We start from the raw sequence: 23,556 nt of genomic DNA on the forward strand, positions 1-23,556 counted from the left end.
CCTCACAACAAACCTGGTGGGGGCAGGCGCTAATTTACTTGTGAAAGCGCATTACAGAGTTGTTTTGCGGCGAGGATAATACGCGGGCTCGCGCGTTCAAACCAGTCACTATCAAGAGTAATAATCGGGATTTTAAGCTGATTTCCCCAGTATTGCTCAATTTTAAGAATTTCGCCTGAACCGCCGGTAGCAACAATTGCCTGAGGGGCTCTTGCCAGGACCTGTTCGCGGCTGACCTGCGGCCATGGAACCCGGCTGCCGGAAAAGATGTTTTCTCCACCACATACCTCAAGAACCTGGTTTTGAATGGAACCTTTTCCACTGGTAAACAGAGGATTTGCGCCAAACTGGAGAAACACACGTTTTTTCGGTTTGTTGGCATACTGAGATTTTAGTAAAGCATACTCATCAAGCAAGGTTTGCGCTGCCTGTTTTGCCTGTTCAGGCTTGGGACTCCATGGCGCAAGTTGACGCAATGCATCAGCGACCTGCTCGATGGTGACGGCATCGACCCAGATGACCTTAATGCCCAGGGCGGTCAGTTGATTAACCTGCCGCTCGGCATTCCCTCCACGCCAGGCAATAACCAAATCGGGTTTGAGCGCGACAATACGTTCCAGATTCATGCCTTGCCAGGTTGAGACCTCTTCAATATTTTTGGCCTCGGGCGGGTAGTTTGAATAGCTGCTGACGCCAACGGGGGTAATACCGGCGGCAAAGGCCAGTTCAGTGTTGGCTGGGGAAAGCGAAATAACGCGCGGCGCGGCGTAAAGCCACGCCGGAAGAGTGAAAAGCAGGGCGACTAGCGCCCTGAAGATGTATTTAGCCATGTGCCAGTTTCTGCACCAGCGTTTCAACCATCAGGCTTGACTGTTTCGCGGCAACGACCAGGAACTCGTCAAAGCTGAGATGGGACTGCTGATCGGCGACGTCAGAGATAGCGCGAACGACAACAAACGGCATGTTAAAGTTGTGACACACGTGCGCAATTGCGGTTGCTTCCATCTCAACGGCAATCGCCTGCGGGAAGTTATGCTTAATTTTTGCCAGGCCAACGGAACCGTTAATGAAGGCATCGCCGCTGACGATCAGTCCACGGACGGCGTTCAGATTGAGTTCGGCAATGCAGGATTCCGCTGCAGCAATCAGTGCCGGGTCGGCTTTAAAACCGGCCGGGCAGCCCGGTAGCTGGCCAAATTCATAGCCGAATGCGGTGACGTCAGCGTCGTGATAGCGCGCTTCGTCAGAAACCACGATATCACCCACTTTCAGCGTAGAAGCCAGGCCACCCGCTGAACCGGTATTGATGATGGCATCTGGCTTGCAGTGTTCAAGCAGCAGCGTAGCGCCCAGCGCCGCAGCCACTTTACCGATGCCTGATTTCAGTAGCGCAACCTCAGTACCGTTCAGTTGGCCGGTGTAAATTTCACAACCGCCAAGAGCGATTGTCTGACGGTTTTCGATTTTGTCACGCAGCAGCGTAACTTCTTCTTCCATTGCACCAATGATGCCGATTTTCATAGATTTACTCGCGATAAGCCAGATTTGAGGGCATAGTCTATCATGCGCTTAAGGGGTAGCGCATTTCTCAGGCGGGAGAGGACATGGCACAGATCGATTTCCGAAAAAAAATAAACTGGCATCGTCGTTACCGTTCGCCGCAGGGCGTGAAATCTGAGCATGAGATCCTGCGCATTTTCGAAAGCGACCGCGGACGCATTATCAATTCTCCGGCTATTCGCCGACTGCAGCAAAAAACCCAGGTCTTTCCGCTGGAACGTAATGCGGCGGTGCGCACGCGCCTGACGCACTCGATGGAAGTTCAGCAGGTAGGGCGTTATATCGCCAAAGAGATCCTCAGCCGACTGAAAGAGCAAAAGCTGTTGGAGCAGTACGGCCTGGATGAGTTGACCGGTCCCTTTGAAAGCATCGTCGAAATGTCCTGCCTGATGCATGACATCGGCAATCCGCCGTTTGGTCATTTTGGCGAGGCAGCAATTAATGACTGGTTTCGCCAGCGACTCTATCCGGCTGATGCTGAAAGCCAGCCCTTAAGCGACGATCGCTGCCTGGTGCCGGCGTTACGTTTACGTGAAGGTGAAGAGTCGCTCAATGATATTCGCCGCAAGGTACGTCAGGACCTGTGCCATTTTGAAGGCAATGCACAGGGCATTCGGCTGGTGCATACCCTGATGCGTATGAACCTGACCTGGTCGCAGGTGGGGGGTATTTTAAAATATACGCGCCCGGCATGGTGGCGTGGAGGTACGCCGGCGACGCATAACTATTTAATGAAGAAACCGGGATATTACCTTTCCGAGGAACCGTATATTGAGCGGTTACGTAAAGAATTATCCTTAGCGCCTTACAGTCGTTTTCCATTAACCTGGATTATGGAAGCAGCGGACGATATCTCTTATTGTGTGGCTGATCTGGAGGATGCCGTTGAGAAAAGAATCTTCAGCGTCGAGCAGCTTTACCACCATCTGTATGAGGCGTGGGGGCAACATGAAAAAGGTTCCCTGTTTAGCCAGGTTGTTGAGAATGCCTGGGAAAAATCACGTTCAAATACATTAAGCCGGAGTACCGAAGATCAGTTCTTTATGTATTTACGCGTTAACACGCTGAATAAGCTGGTACCGTACGCCGCTCAGCGTTTTATTGATAATTTGCCGCAAATTTTTGAGGGGAGTTTTAATCACGCTTTATTAGAAGATGCCAGTAGCTTCAGTCAGTTGCTTGGGGTTTATAAAAATGTAGCGGTAAAACATGTGTTTAGCCATCCAGATGTGGAGCAACTGGAATTGCAAGGCTATCGGGTTATCAGTGGGCTTCTGGAAATCTACCAACCACTGTTAAAAATGTCATTATCTGACTTTAGCGGGCTGGTTGAACACGAAAGATTAAAACAGTTCCCTATCGAATCACGATTATTTCAAAAGTTGTCTACCCGCCATCGTCTTGCTTATGTTGAGGCGGTCAGTAAAATATTGCCGGGTAGTGCCGAGTTCCCGGTTATGGAATATTATTACCGCTGCCGTTTAATTCAGGATTATATCAGCGGGATGACTGACTTGTATGCCTGGGATGAATATAGACGGTTGATGGCGGTAGAACAATAAATAATCATTTGTAAAGACGGACAATAAAATTTTACTTTTTCCTTAAACTTCATTCTGGAACTTAGCGCTATAAAACGACTCTGAGGTATACAGCAATTTTGCGTGACCTGTTAATCGAGAACGAAACACATGAAAAAAACCACATTAGCAATGAGTGCACTGGCTCTGAGTTTAGGTTTGGCGTTGTCCCCCCTGTCTGCAACGGCGGCTGAGACAGCGTCTTCAGCAACAACTGCCCAACAGATGCCAAGCCTGGCCCCGATGCTCGAAAAAGTGATGCCATCGGTGGTGAGCATTAATGTCGAGGGGAGCACGACGGTCAATACGCCGCGTATGCCGCGTAATTTCCAGCAGTTCTTCGGTGATAACTCTCCGTTCTGCCAGGACGGTTCTCCGTTCCAGAGTTCACCGTTCTGCCAGGGTGGTGCTCCGGGCGCTGACAACGGCGGCGGACAGCAGCAGAAATTTATGGCGCTGGGGTCTGGCGTCATCATTGATGCCGCGAAAGGGTATGTTGTGACCAACAACCACGTGGTCGATAACGCCACGGTGATCAAGGTTCAACTGAGCGATGGACGTAAGTTTGACGCGAAGATCGTCGGAAAAGATCCGCGCTCTGATATCGCGCTGATCCAGATCCAGGACCCGAAAAACCTGACGGCAATTAAGCTGGCAGATTCTGATGCGCTGCGTGTGGGGGATTACACTGTAGCGATTGGTAACCCGTTTGGCCTTGGTGAAACGGTGACTTCGGGTATCGTTTCTGCACTGGGGCGTAGTGGCCTGAATGCCGAAAACTACGAGAACTTTATCCAGACGGATGCAGCGATCAACCGCGGTAACTCAGGTGGTGCGCTGGTTAACCTGAATGGTGAGTTGATCGGGATTAACACTGCGATCCTCGCGCCGGACGGCGGCAACATCGGGATCGGTTTTGCTATCCCAAGCAACATGGTGAAAAACCTGACTTCGCAGATGGTTGAGTTCGGCCAGGTTAAACGCGGTGAGCTGGGTATTATGGGGACCGAACTGAGCTCTGAGCTGGCGAAAGCGATGAAAGTTGACGCCCAGCGCGGCGCATTCGTCAGCCAGGTAATGCCGAACTCTTCCGCAGCGAAAGCCGGCATCAAAGCTGGGGACGTGATTACATCACTGAATGGTAAACCCATCAGCAGCTTCGCTGCCCTGCGTGCGCAGGTTGGTACCATGCCAGTGGGTAGCAAAATTAACCTTGGCCTGCTGCGCGACGGTAAGCCGGTAACGGTGAACCTGGAACTACAGCAGAGCAGCCAGACTCAGGTTGATTCCAGCTCTATCTTCAAAGGCATTGAAGGTGCGGATATGAGCAACAAAGGCCAGGACAAAGGTGTCGTGGTAAGCGATGTGAAACCGAATTCACCGGCGGCACAGATTGGCCTGAAGAAAGGGGATGTCATCATTGGTGCTAACCAGCAACCGGTGAAAAACATCGCGGAACTGCGCAAAATTCTCGACAGTAAACCGGCTGTTCTGGCGCTGAACATTCAGCGCGGCGACAGCTCTATCTACCTGTTGATGCAGTAATCCTTCTGAACCCCTTCCCATATCAGGGAAGGGGTTTCTTTTTGTGATACCTACCACAACTCCATACTTCTCTCTTCTGCTTTGTGCATTTGCACAATGTCGCAGCCTGTTTTCTTCCCTATGCTTGAGCACTGCTCACAGGAGGGCTTTATGGCTGGCTGGCATCTCGATACCAAAATGGCGCAGGATATCGTGGCGCGCACGATGCGCATCATTGATACCAATATCAACGTAATGGATGCCCGTGGGCGGATCATCGGCAGCGGCGATCGCGAACGTATTGGTGAATTGCACGAAGGTGCGCTGCTGGTGCTCTCACAGGGCCGGGTAGTCGATATTGATGATGCGGTAGCGCGACATCTGCACGGCGTGCGACAGGGAATAAACCTGCCGCTGCGGCTTGAAGGCGAAATTGTTGGTGTTATTGGTTTAACCGGTGAGCCGGAGCATTTGCGTAAGTACGGTGAACTGGTGTGTATGACCGCCGAAATGATGCTGGAGCAGTCGCGTTTGATGCATCTGCTCGCGCAGGACAGTCGTCTGCGTGAAGAACTGGTGATGAACCTGATTCAGGCTGAAGAGAACACCCCGGCGCTGGTGGAATGGGCGCAGCGGCTAGGTATAGATCTGAACCAGCCACGCGTGGTAGCAGTGGTGGAGGTCGACAGCGGTCAGCTCGGTGTAGACAGCGCTATGGCTGAACTACAGCAATTACAAAATGCGTTGACGACACCAGAACGAAATAACCTGATTGCGATAGTTTCACTGACTGAGATGGTGGTTCTGAAACCCGCACTGAATCAGTTTGGTCGCTGGGATGCAGAAGATCATCGCAAGCGTGTTGAACAGCTGATCGCCCGTATGAAAGAGAACGGACAGCTACGCTTTCGCGTATCGCTGGGCAACTATTTTACCGGGCCGGGCAGCATTGCCCGCTCGTATCGTACCGCACGTACGACCATGATGGTCGGTAAGCAGCGCATGCCGGAAAGCCGCAGCTATTTTTACCAGGATTTAATGTTGCCAGTGCTGTTAGACAGCCTGCGTGGTGGCTGGCAGGCTAATGAGCTGGCTCGTCCGCTGGTACGACTGAAAGCGATGGATAACAATGGCTTGCTGCGGAGGACATTAGCGGCATGGTTTCGCCACAACGTACAGCCGCTGGCGACCTCAAAGGCGCTATTTATCCACCGCAATACGCTTGAATATCGTCTGAATCGTATTTCAGAACTTACCGGGCTGGATTTGGGGAATTTCGATGACAGACTGCTGCTGTATGTGGCGTTGCAACTGGATGAGCAGCATTGATTAATTGCCTGATAAGCGTTGCGCCATCAAGCAAAATGCCGGGTGGCGGCTTCGCCTTAACCCGGCCTACGAATACATTCACTCGCCGTTATTTGCGCGTCAGTTTTTCCAGATCGGCTTCAATTTCGCTGATCTTATTGGTCACGACACTTTCCAGATGACGTAAATCATCGAGGATCTTGCGTTTAAGATCGACTTCACTGCGATCGCGCTGGCAGATCTGATCCAGCTCGTCGATCACATAGCGCAGGTTTGGACTGATCTCCTGCACCTCTTTGTAGCCCTGACCGATGCCATCAGCGACCACTGTTTTACGTTGACGGGGATATTTGAACTTCACGCTCTTGGCAAAAAACTCGCCTTTATCCTTTTGGAAATAGATTTTCAGGATATCGTTGTTGGCTTCTTGCCGCAGGCTGTAACGATCGATCTCTTCAGGATTAGTAATGCCCAGACTTTTCAGATTGTCATACATAGCGGTACCCTTAAGCTCACTATAACCATTGAATAATTAACGAAAAGCCTTGTTTATGCCACTCGCAGATGTAAAAAAAGCGGGCTAAGCCCGCTTTTTCAAATTGCTGTTAGTCGATGGTACGCAACAGTTCGTTGATACCCACTTTGCCACGCGTTTTGGCGTCGACTTTCTTCACGATCACCGCGCAGTACAGACTGTATTTGCCATCTTTCGACGGCAGGTTGCCGGAAACGACAACAGAACCCGCCGGTACGCGGCCATAATGCACTTCGCCGGTTTCGCGATCGTAAATACGGGTGCTCTGACCGATATACACGCCCATGGAAATAACGGAACCTTCTTCGACAATCACGCCTTCCACGACTTCAGAACGCGCACCGATAAAGCAGTTATCTTCGATGATGGTCGGGTTTGCCTGTAATGGCTCCAGCACACCACCGATGCCAACGCCGCCGGACAGGTGAACATTCTTACCGATTTGCGCACAAGAACCTACGGTGGCCCAGGTATCAACCATCGTACCTTCATCGACATACGCACCAATGTTAACGTAAGACGGCATCAGCACGGTGTTACGGGCGATAAACGCACCCTGACGCACGGCAGCTGGCGGAACCACGCGGAAGCCTTCTTTCTGGAAGCGTGCTTCATCGTAGTCGGCGAATTTCATCGGCACTTTATCGAAGTAGCGGCTTTCCGCACCATCGATAACCTGATTATCGTTAATACGGAAAGAGAGCAGGACCGCTTTTTTCAGCCACTGATGGGTGACCCACTGGCCGTCAATCTTTTCTGCGACACGCAGTGCACCGGAATCCAGTAAAGAAATAACCTGATTAACCGCTTCACGGGTTACGGTATCCACATTTGCCGGAGTGATGTCGGCACGATGCTCAAAAGCGGACTCAATAACGTTCTGTAACTGCTGCATTGTTAAACTCTTTCCATAATAAATAAAAACATTACCCTTTATCGTTTGGATTGAGGGCCTCTGTCAACCGTTGATGTACTTCCTGCTGCAGCTCATTATTAAGGGCACGCCGGTCGGCGGTGGCGATTATGAATAAATCTTCTACTCGCTCGCCAATAGTTGTAATTCGGGCGCCATGCAGCGAAATTCCCAGATCGGCAAAAATCTGCCCGACTCGCGCCAGCAGGCCTGGTTGATCGAGTGCGATAAGTTCGAGGAATGATTTACGGTCGGTATGGGTCGGCAAAAAAGTAACCTCGGTATCGACGGTAAAGTGGCGTAATTTTGCCGGTTGACGACGCGGCTGCGGCGGCTGCCAACTGCGTTGAGTAATGGCTTGTTCCAGCCCAAAACGGATCGCTTCGTGCCTGTCTGACGACAGCGGACTGCCGTCCGGCTCCAGAACGATGAACGTATCCATCGCCATGCCATCACGGGTGGTGAAAATCTGTGCATCGTGAACGCTAAGATTACGTCTGTCCAGCTCGGCGCAGACGGCGGCAAACAGGTAAGGGCGGTCTGGGCTCCAGATGAAAATCTCCGTTCCGCCTCGCGTTGCCTGCGGGCTGAGTAAAATGAGCGGTTTGCTCAGATCGTGCTGCAGCAAATGGCGCGCATGCCAGGCCAGCTGATTTGGGCTGTGGCGCACGAAATAGTTGGCGCGACAGCGTGACCAGATATGGTGCAGCGCTTCTTCGTCAATGTTGTCCATTCGCAGCAACGCCAGCGCCTGAAGCTGATGATGGCGCACACGCTCGCGCATATCCGGGGTATTTTGCATTCCACGACGCAGCTGTTTTTCCGTGGCGAAGTATAATTCGCGCAGCAGGCTTTGCTTCCAGCTATTCCATAGCGTTTCGTTGGTGGCGCAAATATCGGCAACGGTCAGGCAGACCAGGAAGCGCAAACGGTGCTCCGTTTGTACTTCTTCGGCGAATTGCTTAATTACCTCCGGGTCCTGAATATCACGGCGCTGAGCGGTCACCGACATCAACAGATGCTGGCGCACCAGCCACATGACCAGATTCGTTTCGCGGGAGTTGAGTCCGTGTAATTCGGCGAACTTGAGTACGTCCTGAGCCCCCAGAATAGAGTGATCGCCGCCACGACCTTTGGCGATATCGTGGAACAGCGCAGCAATCAGAATGAGTTCCGGTTGACGCAAGCGCGGCCACAGATCCACACACAGCGGATGGCGCTGGCGGGTCTCTTCCCTGGCAAAACTTTCCAGTTTCAACATCACGCGGATAGTGTGCTCATCCACCGTATAAGCATGAAACAGGTCAAACTGCATTTGACCGACAATATGTGACCACTGCGGCATATAGGCCCATAACACGCTGTGGCGATGCATTGGCAGCAGACCGCGACTCACTGCGCCCGGATGGCGCAACATGCTGAGAAATAGCGAGCGCGCTTCCGGAATGTAGCACAGCGGTTGAGTTAAATGACGGCGGGCATGACGCAAATGACGCAGTGTGGTGGAGTAAATTCCGGTGATCGCGCTATTGCGTACCATGATGTAAAACATCCGCAAAATGGCCTCGGGCTCGCGGATAAACAGGTCGTCATTGCGCAGGTCAATCAATGTGCCACGCAGCTGAAAGTCGTCATCAATCGGGCGCGGTTTTTCATCGGCCGGCATGGCGAGGATCGCCTCGTCGAATAGCTGCAACAGCATGTGATTCAGTTCGCTGACCCGGCGGGTGACGCGGAAATAGTCTTTCATCATCCGCTCTATAGGCTCGTTGCCTTCACCGCCATAATTGAGGCGTTGAGCCACGCTGAGCTGGCGGTCAAACAGCAGGCGGTTGTCGTAACGGTTCACGATCAGATGCAATGCGAAGCGTATCCGCCACAGAATATGCAAACATTCATTCAGTTCGGCGCGTTCCGCCAGCGTCAGGAAGCCGAAGCCGACCATCTCATCCAGCGACGTGGCACCAAAATGACGGCGGGCGACCCATTGCAAGGTGTGGATGTCGCGCAGCCCACCTGGACTGCTTTTGATATCCGGCTCCAGATTGTAGCTGGTGCCGTGATAGCGCTGGTGGCGTTGATTTTGCTCTTCTACTTTGGCCGCGTAAAATTTATCGGATGGCCAGAAACCCTCGCTGAAAATATGCTTTTGCAGCTCAAGGAACAGCGCAACATCGCCAATCAGCAGTCGTGTTTCAATCAGGTTGGTAGCGACGGTTAAATCTGACAGTCCTTCCAGCAGACACTCTTCCAGCGTACGCACGCTGTGTCCTACCTCCAGCCGCACATCCCACAATAGCGTTAATAACTCGCCGACTTTTTCCGCCTGCGCGTCAGGCAGTTTTTTACGGCTAAGGATCAGCAGATCAATATCGGACAGTGGATGCAGTTCACCACGCCCGTAGCCGCCAACGGCAACCAGCGCCAGATCGGCAATCTGACCGAAACCTGCTTCAATCCACAGGCGCTGCAGCAACTGGTCAATAAATTCGGTGCGGGCTTCGATTAACTGTTCAGCGGAAATTCCGCTGTCAAAAGCCTCCCCCAGCCAGTGCTGGAAATTATCAATATGGGCTTTAATGCCGGTACAGTTGAGGTCGTGCTGTGGCCATGTTCCTGGGTTTTGCGGTTGGCCAGGCAGGGTAGGGAGGGCAGTATTTGCGTGCTGTTCAGGAAGAGTATTCATTGTTACCACCCATTAAAAAGCCGGATGACGCTTACGCTTATCCGGCCTACGGGAGAGTGCCATTTGTAGGCCTGATAAGCGACAGCGCCATCAGGCAATAAGTTATTCGTCGTGCGTAATAATCGCTGGGATGGTGTCATCCTTGCGTAACGTCAGAATTTCACAGCCGTTTTCCGTTACCACAATAGTATGCTCGTACTGAGCAGACAAGCTGCGATCTTTCGTTTTCACCGTCCAGCCGTCTTTCATGGTACGGATACGGTAATCACCAGCATTCAGCATCGGTTCTACGGTGAAGGTCATGCCCGGCTGCAGTACTACGCCGCCGTCGTCTGCATCGTAGTGCAGAACCTGAGGCTCTTCATGGAAGCCGCGACCGATACCGTGGCCGCAGTATTCACGTACCACAGAAAAGCCTTCGCCTTCTGCGTATTTCTGAATTGCAGCACCCAGGGTACGCAGGCGAATACCCGGTTTTACCATACGTAGCGCCAGATACAGGCTTTCCTGCGTTACGCGGCACAGACGCTCGCCAAGAATGGTTGGTTTACCGACGATAAACATTTTGGACGTATCGCCGTGGTACTCGTCTTTAATCACGGTGACGTCGATGTTGACGATGTCGCCGTCTTTCAGGTGCTTAGCGTCATCCGGGATCCCGTGGCACACGACTTCATTAATAGAGATGCACACGGATTTCGGATAACCGTGATAACCCAGGCATGCGGAAATCGCCTGCTGCTCATTCACGATATAGTCATTACAGATGCGATCCAGCTCGCCGGTGCTGACGCCCGGTTTGATAAACGGTTCGATCATCTCCAGCACTTCGGCTGCCAGACGGCCGGCGACGCGCATTTTTTCGATTTCTTCAGGAGTCTTAATTGAGATAGCCATGAATTCTGTCCATCAGTGTCGATTATTTCGACAATAATTGTGTAAGTGTCGTCAATGGTATCAGTCTGGGGTGTACCCTGCCAAATTGAGAATCATTCTGAACTTCGCCTTTCGTGCCACAGGTGCGTTGGCTACATTTTTTCACCCCAGTCACTTACCGGCCGTAAGCTCCCGGGGATTCAAAAATTTGCCGCCTGCCTGTAACACGAAATTCATCGTTCAATCCAGCACAGACCGCCAACAATTATTGGTGTCGCTGGCGTATTTGTGGTATAAAGCGCGCCGGACTTCCGATCCATTCGAAGACTACACACGATGGACGGGAGCGACAAATCTCACTTTGTGTAACAACACACACGTATCGGCACATATTCCGGGGTGCCCTTTGGGGTCGGTAATATGGGATGCGTGGAGGCTTAACCCCAACTTTTATATATAGAGGTTTTAATCATGGCAACTGTTTCCATGCGCGACATGCTCAAGGCTGGTGTTCACTTTGGTCACCAGACCCGTTACTGGAACCCGAAAATGAAGCCGTTCATCTTCGGTGCGCGTAACAAAGTTCACATCATCAACCTTGAGAAAACTGTACCGATGTTCAACGAAGCTCTGGCTGAACTGAACAAGATCTCTGCTCGTAAAGGTAAAATCCTTTTCGTTGGTACTAAACGCGCTGCAAGCGAAGCGGTGAAAGAAGCTGCTAACAACTGCGACCAGTTCTTCGTGAACCATCGCTGGTTGGGCGGTATGCTGACTAACTGGAAAACCGTTCGTCAGTCCATCAAACGTCTGAAAGATCTGGAAACTCAGTCTCAGGACGGTACTTTCGAAAAGCTGACCAAGAAAGAAGCGCTGATGCGTACTCGTGAGCTTGAGAAACTGGAAAACAGCCTGGGCGGTATCAAAGACATGGGCGGCCTGCCGGACGCTCTGTTCGTAATCGATGCTGACCACGAGCACATTGCTATCAAAGAAGCAAACAACCTGGGTATCCCGGTATTTGCTATCGTTGATACCAACTCTGATCCGGACGGTGTTGACTTCGTTATCCCGGGTAACGACGACGCAATCCGTGCTGTGACCCTGTACCTGGGCGCTGTAGCTACTACCGTTCGTGAAGGCCGTTCTCAGGATCTGGCTTCCCAGGCGGAAGAAAGCTTCGTAGAAGCTGAATAATAAGGCTTGATAACTTCCCCGAGGTAGTTCGAGTTGCAGGAAGGCGGCAAGCTCGAGAATTCCCGGGAGCTTACACAAGTAAGTGACCGGGATGAGCGAGCAAAGATAACGCACCTGCGGCTCGGAATATAAAGGGGAAGAGCCCTTATAAACCAGGTAGTATCATGTTTGGTTAGGGGCCCTTCAGGCCCCTTTTTCACTTTTAAATCTGTGCGGTTTCATGCCGGGCAGATCAAATCTTCCGAGGATTTTAGAATGGCTGAAATTACCGCATCCCTGGTAAAAGAGCTGCGTGAGCGTACTGGCGCAGGCATGATGGATTGCAAAAAAGCACTGACTGAAGCTAATGGCGACATCGAGCTGGCAATCGAAAACATGCGTAAGTCCGGTGCTATCAAAGCAGCGAAAAAAGCAGGCAACGTTGCTGCTGACGGCGTAATCAAAACCAAAATCGACGGCAATATCGCTTTCATTCTGGAAGTTAACTGCCAGACTGACTTCGTTGCTAAAGATGCTGGTTTCCAGGCATTTGCTGACAAAGTACTGGACGCTGCCGTTGCTGGCAAAATCACTGACGTTGAAGTTCTGAAAGCACAGTTCGAAGAAGAACGTGTTGCTCTGGTTGCTAAAATCGGTGAGAACATCAACATCCGTCGCGTTGCTTCCCTGGAAGGCGAAGTACTGGGTAGCTATCAGCACGGTGCGCGCATCGGTGTTCTGGTTGCTGCAACTGGCGCTGATGAAGAACTGGTTAAACAGCTGGCAATGCACATTGCTGCAAGCAAACCAGAATTCGTTAAGCCGGAAGACGTTTCTGCTGAAGTAGTAGAAAAAGAATACCAGGTTCAGCTGGACATCGCGATGCAGTCTGGCAAGCCGAAAGAAATCGCAGAGAAAATGGTTGAAGGCCGCATGAAGAAATTCACCGGCGAAGTTTCTCTGACTGGTCAGCCTTTCGTTATGGAACCGAGCAAATCTGTTGCTCAGCTGCTGAAAGAGCACAACGCTGACGTAACGGGTTTCATCCGCTTCGAAGTGGGTGAAGGCATCGAGAAAGTTGAGACTGACTTTGCAGCAGAAGTTGCTGCGATGTCCAAGCAGTCTTAATTTTAAAAGGAGCCGCCTGAGGGCGGCTTCTTTTTGCGTCCGACTTGTAAATTCAGCTAAGCGCTATAGTGGTAAGGCTGAAAAGCGACATACAATGTCGCTGGAATTAACTCATCTCATTCGTTGACAGTCTCAGGAAAGAAACATGGCTACCAATGCAAAACCCGTCTACAAACGTATTCTGCTTAAGTTAAGTGGCGAAGCTCTGCAAGGTTCAGAAGGCTTCGGTATTGATGCAAGCATACTTGACCGTATGGCTCAGGAAATCAAAGAGCTGGTCGAGCTGGGAATCCAGGTTGGCGTAGTGATCGGTGGTGGTAACCTGTTCCGTGGTGCTGGTCTGGCGAAAGCAGGGATGAACCGCGTTGTGGGCGACCACATGGGCATGTTAGCCACCGTGATGAACGGTCTGGCGATGCGCGATGCGCTTCACCGCGCCTATGTGAACGCTCGCCTGATGTCCGCAATTCCTCTGAACGGCGTGTGTGATAACTACAGCTGGGCGGAAGCGATCAGCCTGTTGCGTAACAACCGCGTGGTTATTTTATCCGCCGGTACAGGCAACCCGTTCTTCACCACCGACTCCGCAGCCTGCCTGCGTGGTATTGAAATTGAAGCGGATGTGGTTCTGAAAGCCACTAAAGTTGATGGTGTGTTTACCGCCGATCCGGCTAAAGATCCAACAGCAACCATGTACGAACAGTTGACCTATGCTGAAGTACTGGATAAAGAACTGAAAGTGATGGATCTGGCTGCGTTCACGCTGGCTCGTGACCATAAATTACCGATTCGTGTCTTCAACATGAATAAACCGGGTGCGCTGCGCCGTGTAGTGATGGGTGAAAAAGAAGGCACGTTAATCACTGAATAATTCCCGTTGCGGCTAAATGCAGGTAATATTCCGCTTTAATGTCGCGGGATACGTCCCTCAAAATTAATCAAGACTATACTTGTCACACCTTGCGTAGTGGGTATGGTCTGACTGAAACAAGCTTTCAAGGATTCGTAACGTGATCAACGATATCAGAAAAGATGCTGAAGTACGCATGGACAAATGCGTCGAAGCATTCAAAAATCAAATCAGCAAAATTCGCACGGGTCGTGCTTCTCCCAGCCTGCTGGATGGCATTATCGTGGAATATTACGGCACGCCGACTCCGCTGCGCCAGCTGGCAAGCGTAACGGTTGAAGATTCCCGTACCCTGAAAATCAACGTGTTTGACCGCTCTATGGGTCCTGCTGTTGAGAAAGCGATTATGGCTTCCGACCTCGGTCTGAACCCAAGCTCAGCGGGCTCTGACATCCGCGTTCCACTGCCGCCGCTGACCGAAGAGCGTCGTAAAGATCTGACCAAGATCGTTCGTGGCGAAGCTGAAGGTGCGCGTGTTGCTGTGCGTAACGTACGCCGTGATGCCAACGACAAAGTGAAAGCGCTGCTGAAAGATAAAGAGATCAGCGAAGATGACGATCGCCGTTCTCAGGACGACGTACAGAAACTGACCGATGCTGCAATCAAGAAAGTTGATGCGGCGCTGGCAGAGAAAGAAGCGGAACTGATGCAGTTCTGATTCGCCTGTACGCTAAAAACGCCGCTTAGAAGGCCTGAGAAGGCTGGATGGCGGCGTTTTGCTTTTTATCCTGTCTCAATTCTTCTGGATGTCTCATGAAGCAATTAACCATCCTGGGCTCAACCGGCTCTATTGGTTGCAGTACGCTCGATGTAGTACGCCATAACCCGGATAAATTTCGTGTTGCTGCGTTGGTAGCGGGTAAAAATGTCGCCCGTATGGTGGAGCAATGTCTGGAGTTTTCCCCCCGCTACGCGGTGATGGATGACGAAAAAAGTGCAGCGCTGGTGAAAGCCGCATTGCGCGAGCAGGGAAGCCGCACCGAGGTGATGTGCGGGCAGCAGGCTGCCTGTGATATGGCCGCGCTGGATGATGTCGATCAGGTCATGGCGGCGATAGTCGGCGCGGCCGGTTTGTTGCCAACGCTTGCGGCAATCCGCGCGGGCAAAAACATTTTGCTGGCGAATAAAGAGTCTCTGGTAACCTGCGGGCGTCTGTTTATGGACGACGTAAAACGCCACAAAGCGCAGCTTTTGCCGGTAGATAGCGAACATAACGCGATTTTTCAGAGTTTACCGCAACCTATCCAACACAATCTGGGATACGCTGACCTTGAGCAAAACGGTGTTGTGTCTGTTCTGCTTACCGGGTCTGGTGGCCCTTTCCGTGAAACCCCATTGCACGATCTGGCGCTAATGACTCCCGATCAGGCATGCCGTCATCCGAATTGGTCGATGGGACGAAAAATCTCCGTCGATTCCGCCACCATGATGAATAAAGGTCTGGAATACATTGAAGCGCGTTGGTTGTTTAATGCCAGTGCAAGCCAGATGGAAGTGCTGATCCATCCACAGTCGGTTATTCACTCTATGGTCCGTTATCAGGATGGTAGCGTCCTGGCCCAGTTGGGTGAGCCTGATATGCGCACACCTATCGCCCATACGATGGCATGGCCGGAACGTGTGAGTTCTGGCGTTAAGCCTGTCGATTTTTGCAAACTCAGTGCGTTGACGTTTTCCGCACCTGATTATCAGCGTTATCCGTGCCTGAAACTGGCGATGGACGCGTTTGAGCAAGGACAGGCTGCGACAACTGCGCTGAACGCCGCAAATGAGATTACCGTTGCCGCATTTTTGGCGCAGCAGATTCGATTTACGGATATCGCCGATCTCAATTTGTCCGTACTGGATAAGATGGATTTGCAGGAACCGCAGTGCGTTGACGATGTGCTGAGGGTCGATGCCATCGCCAGAGATGTCGCGACAAAACAAGTGACACGACTCTCAAGCTGATGATAATCCCTCTGTGAGGGATCGTGCTATTTGTTAGCGTTGGGCTTCAGTGATATAGTCTGCGCCACCTGATCGCAGGTATTTGCTTTTTTTCGATCGGGTAAGCCGTGGTTTGACACGGCTTTTTTGTGGATGCACAAAATCATTCAGGTTGCATCAAGGCGGCAAGTGAATGAGTTCCCTGGATCATACAAATAGTATGTGACAGGGGCGAATAAGCACAGCCAACGAAGAGGCAGCCTGAAGGATGAAGCGCAAAGGCTTCAGTATTCCTGAGTACCGTATAATCCTTTCAGGGACTAAAAACGCGTTATGTTGTCTGCAACTAAACCATTAAGCGAAAATTTGCCAGCACATGGTTGTCGTCATGTCGCAATTATCATGGATGGCAATGGCCGCTGGGCGAAAAAGCAAGGGAAGATTCGTGCCTTTGGGCATAAGGCCGGAGCAAAATCCGTCCGCCGGGCTGTCTCTTTTGCTGCCAATAACGGTATTGATGCGTTAACGCTGTATGCCTTTAGCAGTGAGAACTGGAACCGACCAGCGCAGGAAGTCAGTGCGTTAATGGAGTTGTTTGTGTGGGCACTTGATAGCGAAGTGAAAAACCTGCACCGCCATAACGTGCGCCTGCGGATTATTGGGGATATCAGTCGATTTAACACTCGTTTGCAAGAACGGATTCGCAAGTCGGAAGCGCTTACCGCCCAGAATACCGGGTTAACGCTGAATATTGCCGCGAATTACGGTGGACGGTGGGATATTGTCCAGGGCGTCAGGCAACTGGCACAACAGGTGCAGGAAGGTCTGTTGCGTCCAGAGCAAATTGATGAAGAGATGCTTGGTCAGCAAGTGTGTATGCATGAGCTGGCTCCTGTGGATTTAGTGATAAGGACTGGGGGAGAGCATCGAATTAGTAATTTTTTGTTGTGGCAAATTGCCTATGCCGAACTTTACTTTACGGATGTTCTTTGGCCCGATTTCGATGAACAAGACTTTGAAGGTGCGCTACATGCCTTTGCTAATCGTGAGCGTCGTTTCGGCGGCACCGAGCCCGGTGATGAAAAAGCCTGATGGGGGTCGCTTTTGCTGAAGTATCGCCTGATTTCTGCTTTTGTTTTAATACCCGTTGTCATCGCGGCGTTGTTTTTGCTGCCGCCGGTGGGGTTCGCCATTGTTACGCTGGTCGTCTGTATGCTGGCCGCCTGGGAATGGGGACAGTTAAGCGGTTTTGCCACTCGTACACAGCGAGTCTGGTTGGCGGTTTTGTGCGGGCTATTGCTGGCACTGATGCTGTTTTTGCTGCCTGAGTATCATCATAATATTCACCAACCGCTGGTTGAAGTGTCGCTTTGGGCGTCGCTGGGCTGGTGGGCCGTGGCGCTATTACTGGTGCTGTTTTACCCCGGTTCAGCCTCGGTCTGGCGTAATTCCAAAACATTACGCATAATTTTCGGCGTGTTAACCATTGTTCCTTTCTTTTGGGGAATGCTGGCGCTACGTGCCTGGCACTATGATGAGAATCATTATAGTGGCGCGCTATGGCTGCTCTATGTCATGATCCTCGTTTGGGGAGCGGATTCAGGTGCGTATATGTTTGGTAAGATGTTTGGCAAACATAAACTGGCGCCGAAGGTTTCTCCTGGTAAAACCTGGCAGGGTTTTATTGGCGGACTTGCCACTGCAGCTGTAATCTCGTGGGGTTATGGTATGTGGGCGAATCTTGAAGTTGCGCCTGTCACCTTGCTCATTTGCTCCATCGTTGCAGCCCTGGCCTCCGTGCTGGGTGACCTGACCGAGAGTATGTTTAAGCGTGAAGCAGGTATTAAGGACAGTGGTCACTTAATCCCAGGGCACGGCGGTATTCTGGATCGTATTGACAGCCTGACGGCTGCGGTGCCGGTCTTTGCTTGCCTGTTGTTACTGGTATTCAGGACGCTCTAACGGATGGTCTTATGCTGAGTATTCTCTGGAATCTGGCTGCATTCATCGTTGCACTTGGTGTGCTTATCACCGTGCATGAATTTGGTCATTTCTGGGTTGCGCGGCGCTGCGGAGTCCGCGTCGAGCGCTTTTCCATTGGCTTTGGAAAAGCGCTTTGGCGCCGTACCGATAAACAGGGTACGGAATACGTTATCGCCTTAATTCCCCTCGGCGGTTACGTCAAAATGCTGGATGAGCGCGCTGAACCGGTCGCACCGGAATTGCGCCATTACGCCTTCAACAATAAAACGGTTGGACAACGCGCAGCCATTATCGCTGCAGGCCCAATTGCAAATTTCCTCTTCGCTATTTTTGCCTACTGGCTGGTCTTTATCATCGGTGTCCCTGGCGTTCGTCCGGTTGTTGGTGAAATAACACCCAACTCGATTGCTGCCCAGGCGCAAATTCAGCCGGGTACGGAACTAAAAGCGGTTGATGGCATCGAAACCCCTGATTGGGATGCCGTCCGATTGCAGCTGGTATCCAAAATTGGTGATGAGCATACGACCCTCAGCGTGGCGCAGTTTGGCAGTGACCAGCGACAGGACAAAACGCTGGATTTACGCCATTGGGCATTTGAGCCAGACAAAGAGGATCCTGTCTCTAGTTTGGGCATTCGTCCACGTGGTCCGCAGATTGAACCGGTGCTGTCAGAAGTGCAGGTTAACTCCGCGGCAAGTAAGGCGGGTTTGCAAGCTGGCGACAGGATCGTTAAAGTCAATGGTCAGCCGCTGACGCAATGGATGACGTTCGTGACGTTGGTGCGCGATAATCCTGATAAGCCGTTAGCGCTAGAAATTGAAAGACAAGGGAATTCCTTGTCTTTGACGTTAACCCCGGATTCAAAACCGGGTAACGGAAAGGCCGAAGGTTTTGCGGGCGTAGTGCCTAAAATTATCCCTCTGCCTGATGAGTATAAGACTGTACGCCAGTATGGGCCATTCAGCGCCATCCTCGAAGCCTCGGATAAAACGTGGCAGTTGATGAAGCTAACGGTCAGTATGCTGGGAAAATTGATTACCGGTGATGTAAAACTGAACAACCTCAGTGGGCCGATTTCTATCGCCCAGGGGGCTGGGATGTCAGCGGAGTTCGGGGTTATTTATTACCTGATGTTCCTTGCGCTTATCAGCGTGAACTTAGGGATAATTAACCTGTTTCCGTTGCCCGTTCTTGACGGGGGGCATCTGCTGTTCCTGGCGATTGAAAAGCTGAAGGGCGGTCCGGTATCCGAGCGGGTTCAAGACTTTAGTTATCGCATTGGCTCTATCTTGCTGGTGTTGTTAATGGGGCTTGCACTTTTCAATGATTTCTCTCGGTTGTAAGAGAGTGTTAGGAAGAACGCATAATAACGATGGCGATGAAAAAGTTGCTCATAGCGTCGCTGCTGTTTAGCAGCGCCACCGTATACGGTGCTGAAGGGTTCGTAGTGAAGGACATTCATTTCGAAGGCCTACAGCGAGTCGCCGTTGGTGCGGCTCTCCTCAGTATGCCGGTGCGCACAGGCGACACGGTTAATGATGAAGATATCAGTAATACCATTCGTGCTCTGTTCGCCACCGGTAACTTTGAGGATGTCCGCGTCCTGCGCGATGGTGATACCCTTCTGGTTCAGGTAAAAGAACGTCCGACGATTGCCAGCATCACTTTCTCCGGTAACAAATCGGTGAAAGACGACATGCTGAAGCAAAACCTCGAGGCGTCTGGCGTACGTGTTGGCGAATCTCTGGATCGCACAACGCTTGCCGATATCGAAAAAGGCCTGGAAGATTTTTACTATAGCGTCGGTAAATACAGCGCCAGTGTGAAAGCGGTGGTCACGCCGTTGCCGCGTAACCGCGTTGACCTCAAACTGGTCTTCCAGGAAGGCGTTTCGGCGAAGATCCAACAGATCAATATCGTCGGCAACCATGCCTTCACAACCGACGAGCTTATCTCTCACTTCCAACTGCGCGATGAAGTACCGTGGTGGAACGTGGTGGGCGATCGTAAATACCAGAAACAGAAACTCGCGGGCGATCTTGAAACCCTGCGCAGTTACTATCTGGATCGCGGTTATGCTCGCTTCAATATCGATTCCACGCAGGTTAGCCTGACGCCGGATAAAAAAGGTATCTACATCACCGTTAACATCACAGAAGGCGAGCAGTACAAGCTTTCTGGGGTCCAGGTGAGTGGTAACCTGGCTGGACACTCTGCCGAAATTGAGACCCTGACGAAAATCGAACCGGGTGAACTCTATAACGGCACCAAAGTGACCAAGATGGAAGATGATATCAAGAAGCTTCTGGGACGCTATGGTTATGCCTACCCGCGTGTACAGTCGCAGCCTGAAATCAACGATGCAGACAAAACCGTTAAATTGCGTGTAAACGTGGATGCGGGTAACCGTTTCTATGTGCGTAAGATCCGTTTTGAAGGTAACGACACCTCGAAAGATTCCGTACTGCGTCGCGAAATGCGCCAGATGGAAGGCGCCTGGTTGGGCAGCGATCTGGTTGACCAGGGTAAAGAGCGTCTGAACCGTCTGGGTTACTTTGAAACTGTCGATACCGATACTCAACGTGTTCCGGGCAGTCCTGATCAGGTTGATGTGGTCTATAAGGTGAAAGAACGCAACACCGGTAGCTTTAACTTCGGTGTGGGTTACGGCACAGAAAGTGGCGTGAGCTTCCAGGCGGGCGTTCAGCAGGATAACTGGTTAGGTACCGGTTATTCCGTCGGGATTAGCGGTACCAAAAACGACTATCAGACCTATACTGAACTGTCTGTCACCAACCCGTACTTCACCGTCGATGGTGTGAGTCTCGGTGGTCGTGTCTTCTATAACGACTTTGAGGCAGATGATGCAGATCTGTCCGACTATACCAACAAAAGCTATGGTACGGACGTAACGCTGGGCTTCCCGGTCAACGAATACAACACGTTGCGCGCAGGCCTGGGTTATGTGCATAACAAACTGTCCAACATGCAGCCGCAGATTGCGATGGATCGTTATCTTGATTCAATGGGACAAGATGATACCAGCAGTTTTGCCGCGGATGACTTCACCTTCAACTACGGTTGGACCTACAACAAGCTGGACCGTGGGTATTTCCCTACGGAAGGTACGCGTGTCAACCTGAACGGTAAAGTGACTGTTCCGGGGTCTGATAACGAATACTACAAAGCGACGTTGGATACGGCGACCTATGTGCCGATCGATGACGACCACAAGTGGGTGGTTCTGGGACGTACCAAGCTGGGCTATGGTGATGGCATTGGCAGTAAAGAGATGCCGTTCTATGAGAACTTCTACGCGGGTGGTTCCAGTACCGTGCGTGGCTTCCAGTCCAATACTATCGGCCCGAAAGCCGTCTATAAGAACGGGGCTTATTCTGGCGATAGAGACAATAATGACAACTACGAAGAGTGTACGGGCGCTGCGCTGTGTAAATCAGACGATGCAGTCGGCGGTAACGCCATGGCTGTAGCCAGCCTGGAATTTATTACCCCGACGCCATTTATCAGCGATAAGTATGCCAACTCGGTGCGTACCTCCTTCTTCTGGGATATGGGTACCGTGTGGGATACAAACTGGCAGAACACTGCCGACACTCGTGCACTTGGCGTGCCAGACTACAGTGATCCGAATAATATCCGTATGTCTGCGGGTATCGCGTTACAATGGATGTCCCCATTGGGGCCGTTGGTTTTCTCCTACGCCCAACCGTTCAAGAAGTACGATGGAGACAAAGCGGAACAGTTCCAGTTTAACATTGGTAAAACCTGGTAATTGTTCTTCGCAAAGGAATGTAGTGGTAGTGTAGCGCTGACTTTAGGCGATCTTGCATGGGATCGCCTGGCCACGCAAAGAACTGCACCTTCGGGTGCAAATGGGATGGTAAGGAGTTAATTGTGAAAAAGTGGTTATTAGCTGCAGGTCTCGGTTTAGCGATGGCAACGTCCGCACAGGCTGCTGACAAAATTGCAATCGTCAACATGGGTAGCCTGTTCCAACAGGTTGCACAGAAGACGGGTGTTTCTACTACGCTGGAAAATGAGTTCAAAGGCCGTGCCAGCGAACTGCAGCGTATGGAATCCGACCTGCAATCTAAAATGCAGCGTCTGCAATCAATGAAAGCAGGCAGCGACCGTACCAAGCTGGAAAAAGACGTCATGGCTCAGCGCCAGACTTTCTCTCAGAAAGCGCAGGCTTTCGAGCAGGATCGTCAACGTCGTTCTAACGAAGAACGCGGCAAGCTGGTTAATCGTATCCAGACAGCTGTGAAATCTGTTGCGAGCAGCCAGAGCATCGATCTGGTTGTTGACGCGAACACCGTTGCATACAACAGCAGCGATGTAAAAGACATCACCGCTGACGTACTGAAACAGGTTAAATAAGTAATGCCTTCAATTCGACTGGCTGATTTAGCAGAGCAGTTGGATGCAGAATTACACGGTGATGGCGATATCGTCATCACCGGCGTAGCGTCCATGCAATCTGCGCAAACTGGCAACATCACGTTCATGGTGAATCCAAAGTACCGTGAGCACCTGAGTGCATGCCAGGCTTCTGCCGTTGTGATGACGCAGGACTCCCTTCCGTTTGCTAAGAGTGCTGTGTTGGTAGTGAAGAATCCCTACCTGACCTATGCACGAATGGCGCAAATTTTAGATACCACGCCTCAGCCTGCGCAAAACATTGCACCCAGTGCAGTGATCGATGCAACGGCGAAGTTGGGTAACAATGTTTCAGTGGGCGCGAATGCGGTCATTGAGTCTGGCGTAGAACTGGGCGATAACGTGGTTATCGGCGCAGGTTGCTTCGTTGGAAAAAACACAAAAATCGGCGCAGGTTCACGCTTGTGGGCGAATGTGACGATTTACCACGACATTCAGATCGGTGAAAATTGCCTGATCCAGTCCAGCACTGTTGTCGGATCCGACGGATTTGGTTACGCGAACGATCGCGGTAACTGGGTGAAGATCCCGCAGCTTGGTCGCGTGATTATTGGCGATCGTGTTGAGATTGGCGCATGTACCACGATTGACCGTGGTGCGCTGGACGATACCGTGATCGGTAATGGTGTTATCATTGATAACCAGTGCCAGATTGCGCATAACGTCGTGATTGGCGACAATACGGCGGTAGCCGGTGGCGTCATTATGGCGGGTAGCCTGAAGATTGGCCGTTACTGCATGATTGGCGGCGCCAGCGTGATTAATGGGCATATGGAAATATGCGACAAAGTCACGGTAACTGGCATGGGTATGGTGATGCGTCCTATCACAGAACCTGGCGTCTACTCCTCAGGCATTCCGCTACAACCCAACAAGGTATGGCGTAAAACAGCTGCACTGGTGATGAACATTGATGATATGAGCAAGCGCCTCAAAGCGATTGAGCGCAAGGTTAATCAACAAGACTAATACATCGTTTTACGCATG

General features: G+C 51.4%; 20 protein-coding genes. 14 read left to right on the plus strand and 6 right to left on the minus strand.

What is annotated here, in order from left to right:
• Positions 1-29: 29 nt before the first annotated feature.
• The gene (btuF, locus tag RYZ59_RS09865; RefSeq protein WP_318046235.1) at positions 30-830 is read right to left on the minus strand and encodes a vitamin B12 ABC transporter substrate-binding protein BtuF; all 801 of its coding nucleotides are present in this window, start codon (positions 828-830) and stop codon (positions 30-32) included.
• Complete coding sequence (gene mtnN / locus RYZ59_RS09870) at positions 823-1,521, minus strand: 5'-methylthioadenosine/S-adenosylhomocysteine nucleosidase (protein WP_318046233.1); 699 nt, start codon at positions 1,519-1,521, stop codon at positions 823-825. The genes btuF and mtnN overlap by 8 nt, the downstream gene beginning before the upstream one ends.
• 83 nt (positions 1,522-1,604) lie before the next feature.
• On the opposite strand from mtnN, the gene dgt reads away from it, so the two are divergent.
• The 3 genes from dgt to cdaR all read left to right on the plus strand — a co-directional run bounded on the left by dgt (position 1,605) and on the right by cdaR (position 5,993).
• Complete coding sequence (dgt, locus tag RYZ59_RS09875) at positions 1,605-3,122, plus strand: dGTPase (protein WP_318046231.1); 1,518 nt, start codon at positions 1,605-1,607, stop codon at positions 3,120-3,122.
• A gap of 129 nt (positions 3,123-3,251) precedes the next feature.
• Entirely contained in the window at positions 3,252-4,685 is a 1,434-nt protein-coding gene (gene degP / locus RYZ59_RS09880; RefSeq protein WP_005132129.1) for a serine endoprotease DegP, read from the plus strand.
• 150 nt (positions 4,686-4,835) lie between these two features.
• On the plus strand, positions 4,836-5,993 hold the full coding sequence (gene cdaR / locus RYZ59_RS09885; RefSeq protein WP_005132128.1) for a DNA-binding transcriptional regulator CdaR: 1,158 nt from the start codon (positions 4,836-4,838) through the stop codon (positions 5,991-5,993).
• 88 nt (positions 5,994-6,081) lie between these two features.
• Here the strand turns inward: cdaR and RYZ59_RS09890 are convergent, their stop codons facing one another.
• The 4 genes from RYZ59_RS09890 to map all read right to left on the minus strand — a co-directional run bounded on the left by RYZ59_RS09890 (position 6,082) and on the right by map (position 11,003).
• Positions 6,082-6,468, minus strand: a complete 387-nt coding sequence (locus RYZ59_RS09890) for a DUF3461 family protein (RefSeq protein WP_005132126.1) — start codon at positions 6,466-6,468, stop codon at positions 6,082-6,084.
• A 109-nt stretch (positions 6,469-6,577) separates the two neighbouring features.
• Positions 6,578-7,402 carry a 2,3,4,5-tetrahydropyridine-2,6-dicarboxylate N-succinyltransferase gene (dapD, locus tag RYZ59_RS09895; protein ID WP_318046228.1) on the minus strand — a complete coding sequence of 275 codons (825 nt, stop codon included), beginning with the start codon at positions 7,400-7,402 and terminating at the stop codon, positions 6,578-6,580.
• Positions 7,403-7,433: 31 nt separating this feature from the next.
• A complete protein-coding gene (gene glnD, locus RYZ59_RS09900; protein WP_318046226.1) occupies positions 7,434-10,106 on the minus strand; it encodes a bifunctional uridylyltransferase/uridylyl-removing protein GlnD in 2,673 nt (890 codons plus the stop codon).
• Positions 10,107-10,208: 102 nt separating this feature from the next.
• Complete coding sequence (gene map, locus RYZ59_RS09905; protein WP_137383244.1) at positions 10,209-11,003, minus strand: type I methionyl aminopeptidase; 795 nt, start codon at positions 11,001-11,003, stop codon at positions 10,209-10,211.
• Between the two features lie 450 nt (positions 11,004-11,453).
• On the opposite strand from map, the gene rpsB reads away from it, so the two are divergent.
• The 11 genes from rpsB to lpxD all read left to right on the plus strand — a co-directional run bounded on the left by rpsB (position 11,454) and on the right by lpxD (position 23,538).
• Entirely contained in the window at positions 11,454-12,179 is a 726-nt protein-coding gene (rpsB, locus tag RYZ59_RS09910) for a 30S ribosomal protein S2 (protein ID WP_016151758.1), read from the plus strand.
• Positions 12,180-12,434: 255 nt separating this feature from the next.
• Complete coding sequence (gene tsf / locus RYZ59_RS09915) at positions 12,435-13,286, plus strand: translation elongation factor Ts (protein WP_005132116.1); 852 nt, start codon at positions 12,435-12,437, stop codon at positions 13,284-13,286.
• 145 nt (positions 13,287-13,431) lie between these two features.
• The gene (pyrH, locus tag RYZ59_RS09920) at positions 13,432-14,157 is read left to right on the plus strand and encodes a UMP kinase (protein ID WP_005132114.1); all 726 of its coding nucleotides are present in this window, start codon (positions 13,432-13,434) and stop codon (positions 14,155-14,157) included.
• Positions 14,158-14,296: 139 nt separating this feature from the next.
• Positions 14,297-14,854 (plus strand): ribosome recycling factor, encoded by a 558-nt coding sequence (gene frr, locus RYZ59_RS09925; RefSeq protein WP_005132113.1) that lies wholly within the window; start codon positions 14,297-14,299, stop codon positions 14,852-14,854.
• 95 nt (positions 14,855-14,949) lie between these two features.
• Positions 14,950-16,146, plus strand: coding sequence for a 1-deoxy-D-xylulose-5-phosphate reductoisomerase (gene ispC, locus RYZ59_RS09930; RefSeq protein ID WP_202039454.1), 1,197 nt, complete (start codon positions 14,950-14,952; stop codon positions 16,144-16,146).
• A 312-nt stretch (positions 16,147-16,458) separates the two neighbouring features.
• A complete protein-coding gene (ispU, locus tag RYZ59_RS09935) occupies positions 16,459-17,217 on the plus strand; it encodes a (2E,6E)-farnesyl-diphosphate-specific ditrans,polycis-undecaprenyl-diphosphate synthase (RefSeq protein ID WP_040230029.1) in 759 nt (252 codons plus the stop codon).
• Between the two features lie 12 nt (positions 17,218-17,229).
• Positions 17,230-18,087, plus strand: a complete 858-nt coding sequence (gene cdsA, locus RYZ59_RS09940) for a phosphatidate cytidylyltransferase (protein ID WP_048212646.1) — start codon at positions 17,230-17,232, stop codon at positions 18,085-18,087.
• A gap of 11 nt (positions 18,088-18,098) precedes the next feature.
• Positions 18,099-19,451, plus strand: coding sequence for a sigma E protease regulator RseP (gene rseP, locus RYZ59_RS09945; RefSeq protein WP_318046219.1), 1,353 nt, complete (start codon positions 18,099-18,101; stop codon positions 19,449-19,451).
• Positions 19,452-19,480: 29 nt separating this feature from the next.
• Entirely contained in the window at positions 19,481-21,901 is a 2,421-nt protein-coding gene (gene bamA, locus RYZ59_RS09950; protein ID WP_202039452.1) for an outer membrane protein assembly factor BamA, read from the plus strand.
• 122 nt (positions 21,902-22,023) lie between these two features.
• Positions 22,024-22,509, plus strand: coding sequence for a molecular chaperone Skp (skp, locus tag RYZ59_RS09955; protein WP_005132103.1), 486 nt, complete (start codon positions 22,024-22,026; stop codon positions 22,507-22,509).
• A gap of 3 nt (positions 22,510-22,512) precedes the next feature.
• Positions 22,513-23,538, plus strand: coding sequence for a UDP-3-O-(3-hydroxymyristoyl)glucosamine N-acyltransferase (gene lpxD / locus RYZ59_RS09960; protein ID WP_040230032.1), 1,026 nt, complete (start codon positions 22,513-22,515; stop codon positions 23,536-23,538).
• Positions 23,539-23,556: the final 18 nt, after the last annotated feature.

Origin of the sequence: Citrobacter sp. HN-141 (assembly GCF_033341895.1) — a bacterium.
In the GTDB taxonomy this organism is placed as follows: Bacteria; Pseudomonadota; Gammaproteobacteria; order Enterobacterales; family Enterobacteriaceae; genus Citrobacter.

Excerpts from the sequence above, each read along its gene's own strand:
- mtnN (WP_318046233.1), bottom strand. The coding sequence starts at position 1,521 with ATGAAAATCGGCATCATTGGTGCAATGGAAGAAGAAGTTACGCTGCTG.
- lpxD (WP_040230032.1), top strand. The coding sequence starts at position 22,513 with ATGCCTTCAATTCGACTGGCTGATTTAGCAGAGCAGTTGGATGCAGAA.
- bamA (WP_202039452.1), top strand. The coding sequence starts at position 19,481 with ATGGCGATGAAAAAGTTGCTCATAGCGTCGCTGCTGTTTAGCAGCGCC.
- btuF (WP_318046235.1), bottom strand. The coding sequence starts at position 830 with ATGGCTAAATACATCTTCAGGGCGCTAGTCGCCCTGCTTTTCACTCTT.
- ispU (WP_040230029.1), top strand. The coding sequence starts at position 16,459 with ATGTTGTCTGCAACTAAACCATTAAGCGAAAATTTGCCAGCACATGGT.
- map (WP_137383244.1), bottom strand. The coding sequence starts at position 11,003 with ATGGCTATCTCAATTAAGACTCCTGAAGAAATCGAAAAAATGCGCGTC.
- rpsB (WP_016151758.1), top strand. The coding sequence starts at position 11,454 with ATGGCAACTGTTTCCATGCGCGACATGCTCAAGGCTGGTGTTCACTTT.
- dapD (WP_318046228.1), bottom strand. The coding sequence starts at position 7,402 with ATGCAGCAGTTACAGAACGTTATTGAGTCCGCTTTTGAGCATCGTGCC.
- pyrH (WP_005132114.1), top strand. The coding sequence starts at position 13,432 with ATGGCTACCAATGCAAAACCCGTCTACAAACGTATTCTGCTTAAGTTA.
- dgt (WP_318046231.1), top strand. The coding sequence starts at position 1,605 with ATGGCACAGATCGATTTCCGAAAAAAAATAAACTGGCATCGTCGTTAC.
- ispC (WP_202039454.1), top strand. The coding sequence starts at position 14,950 with ATGAAGCAATTAACCATCCTGGGCTCAACCGGCTCTATTGGTTGCAGT.
- cdaR (WP_005132128.1), top strand. The coding sequence starts at position 4,836 with ATGGCTGGCTGGCATCTCGATACCAAAATGGCGCAGGATATCGTGGCG.
- rseP (WP_318046219.1), top strand. The coding sequence starts at position 18,099 with ATGCTGAGTATTCTCTGGAATCTGGCTGCATTCATCGTTGCACTTGGT.
- glnD (WP_318046226.1), bottom strand. The coding sequence starts at position 10,106 with ATGAATACTCTTCCTGAACAGCACGCAAATACTGCCCTCCCTACCCTG.
- degP (WP_005132129.1), top strand. The coding sequence starts at position 3,252 with ATGAAAAAAACCACATTAGCAATGAGTGCACTGGCTCTGAGTTTAGGT.
- tsf (WP_005132116.1), top strand. The coding sequence starts at position 12,435 with ATGGCTGAAATTACCGCATCCCTGGTAAAAGAGCTGCGTGAGCGTACT.
- RYZ59_RS09890 (WP_005132126.1), bottom strand. The coding sequence starts at position 6,468 with ATGTATGACAATCTGAAAAGTCTGGGCATTACTAATCCTGAAGAGATC.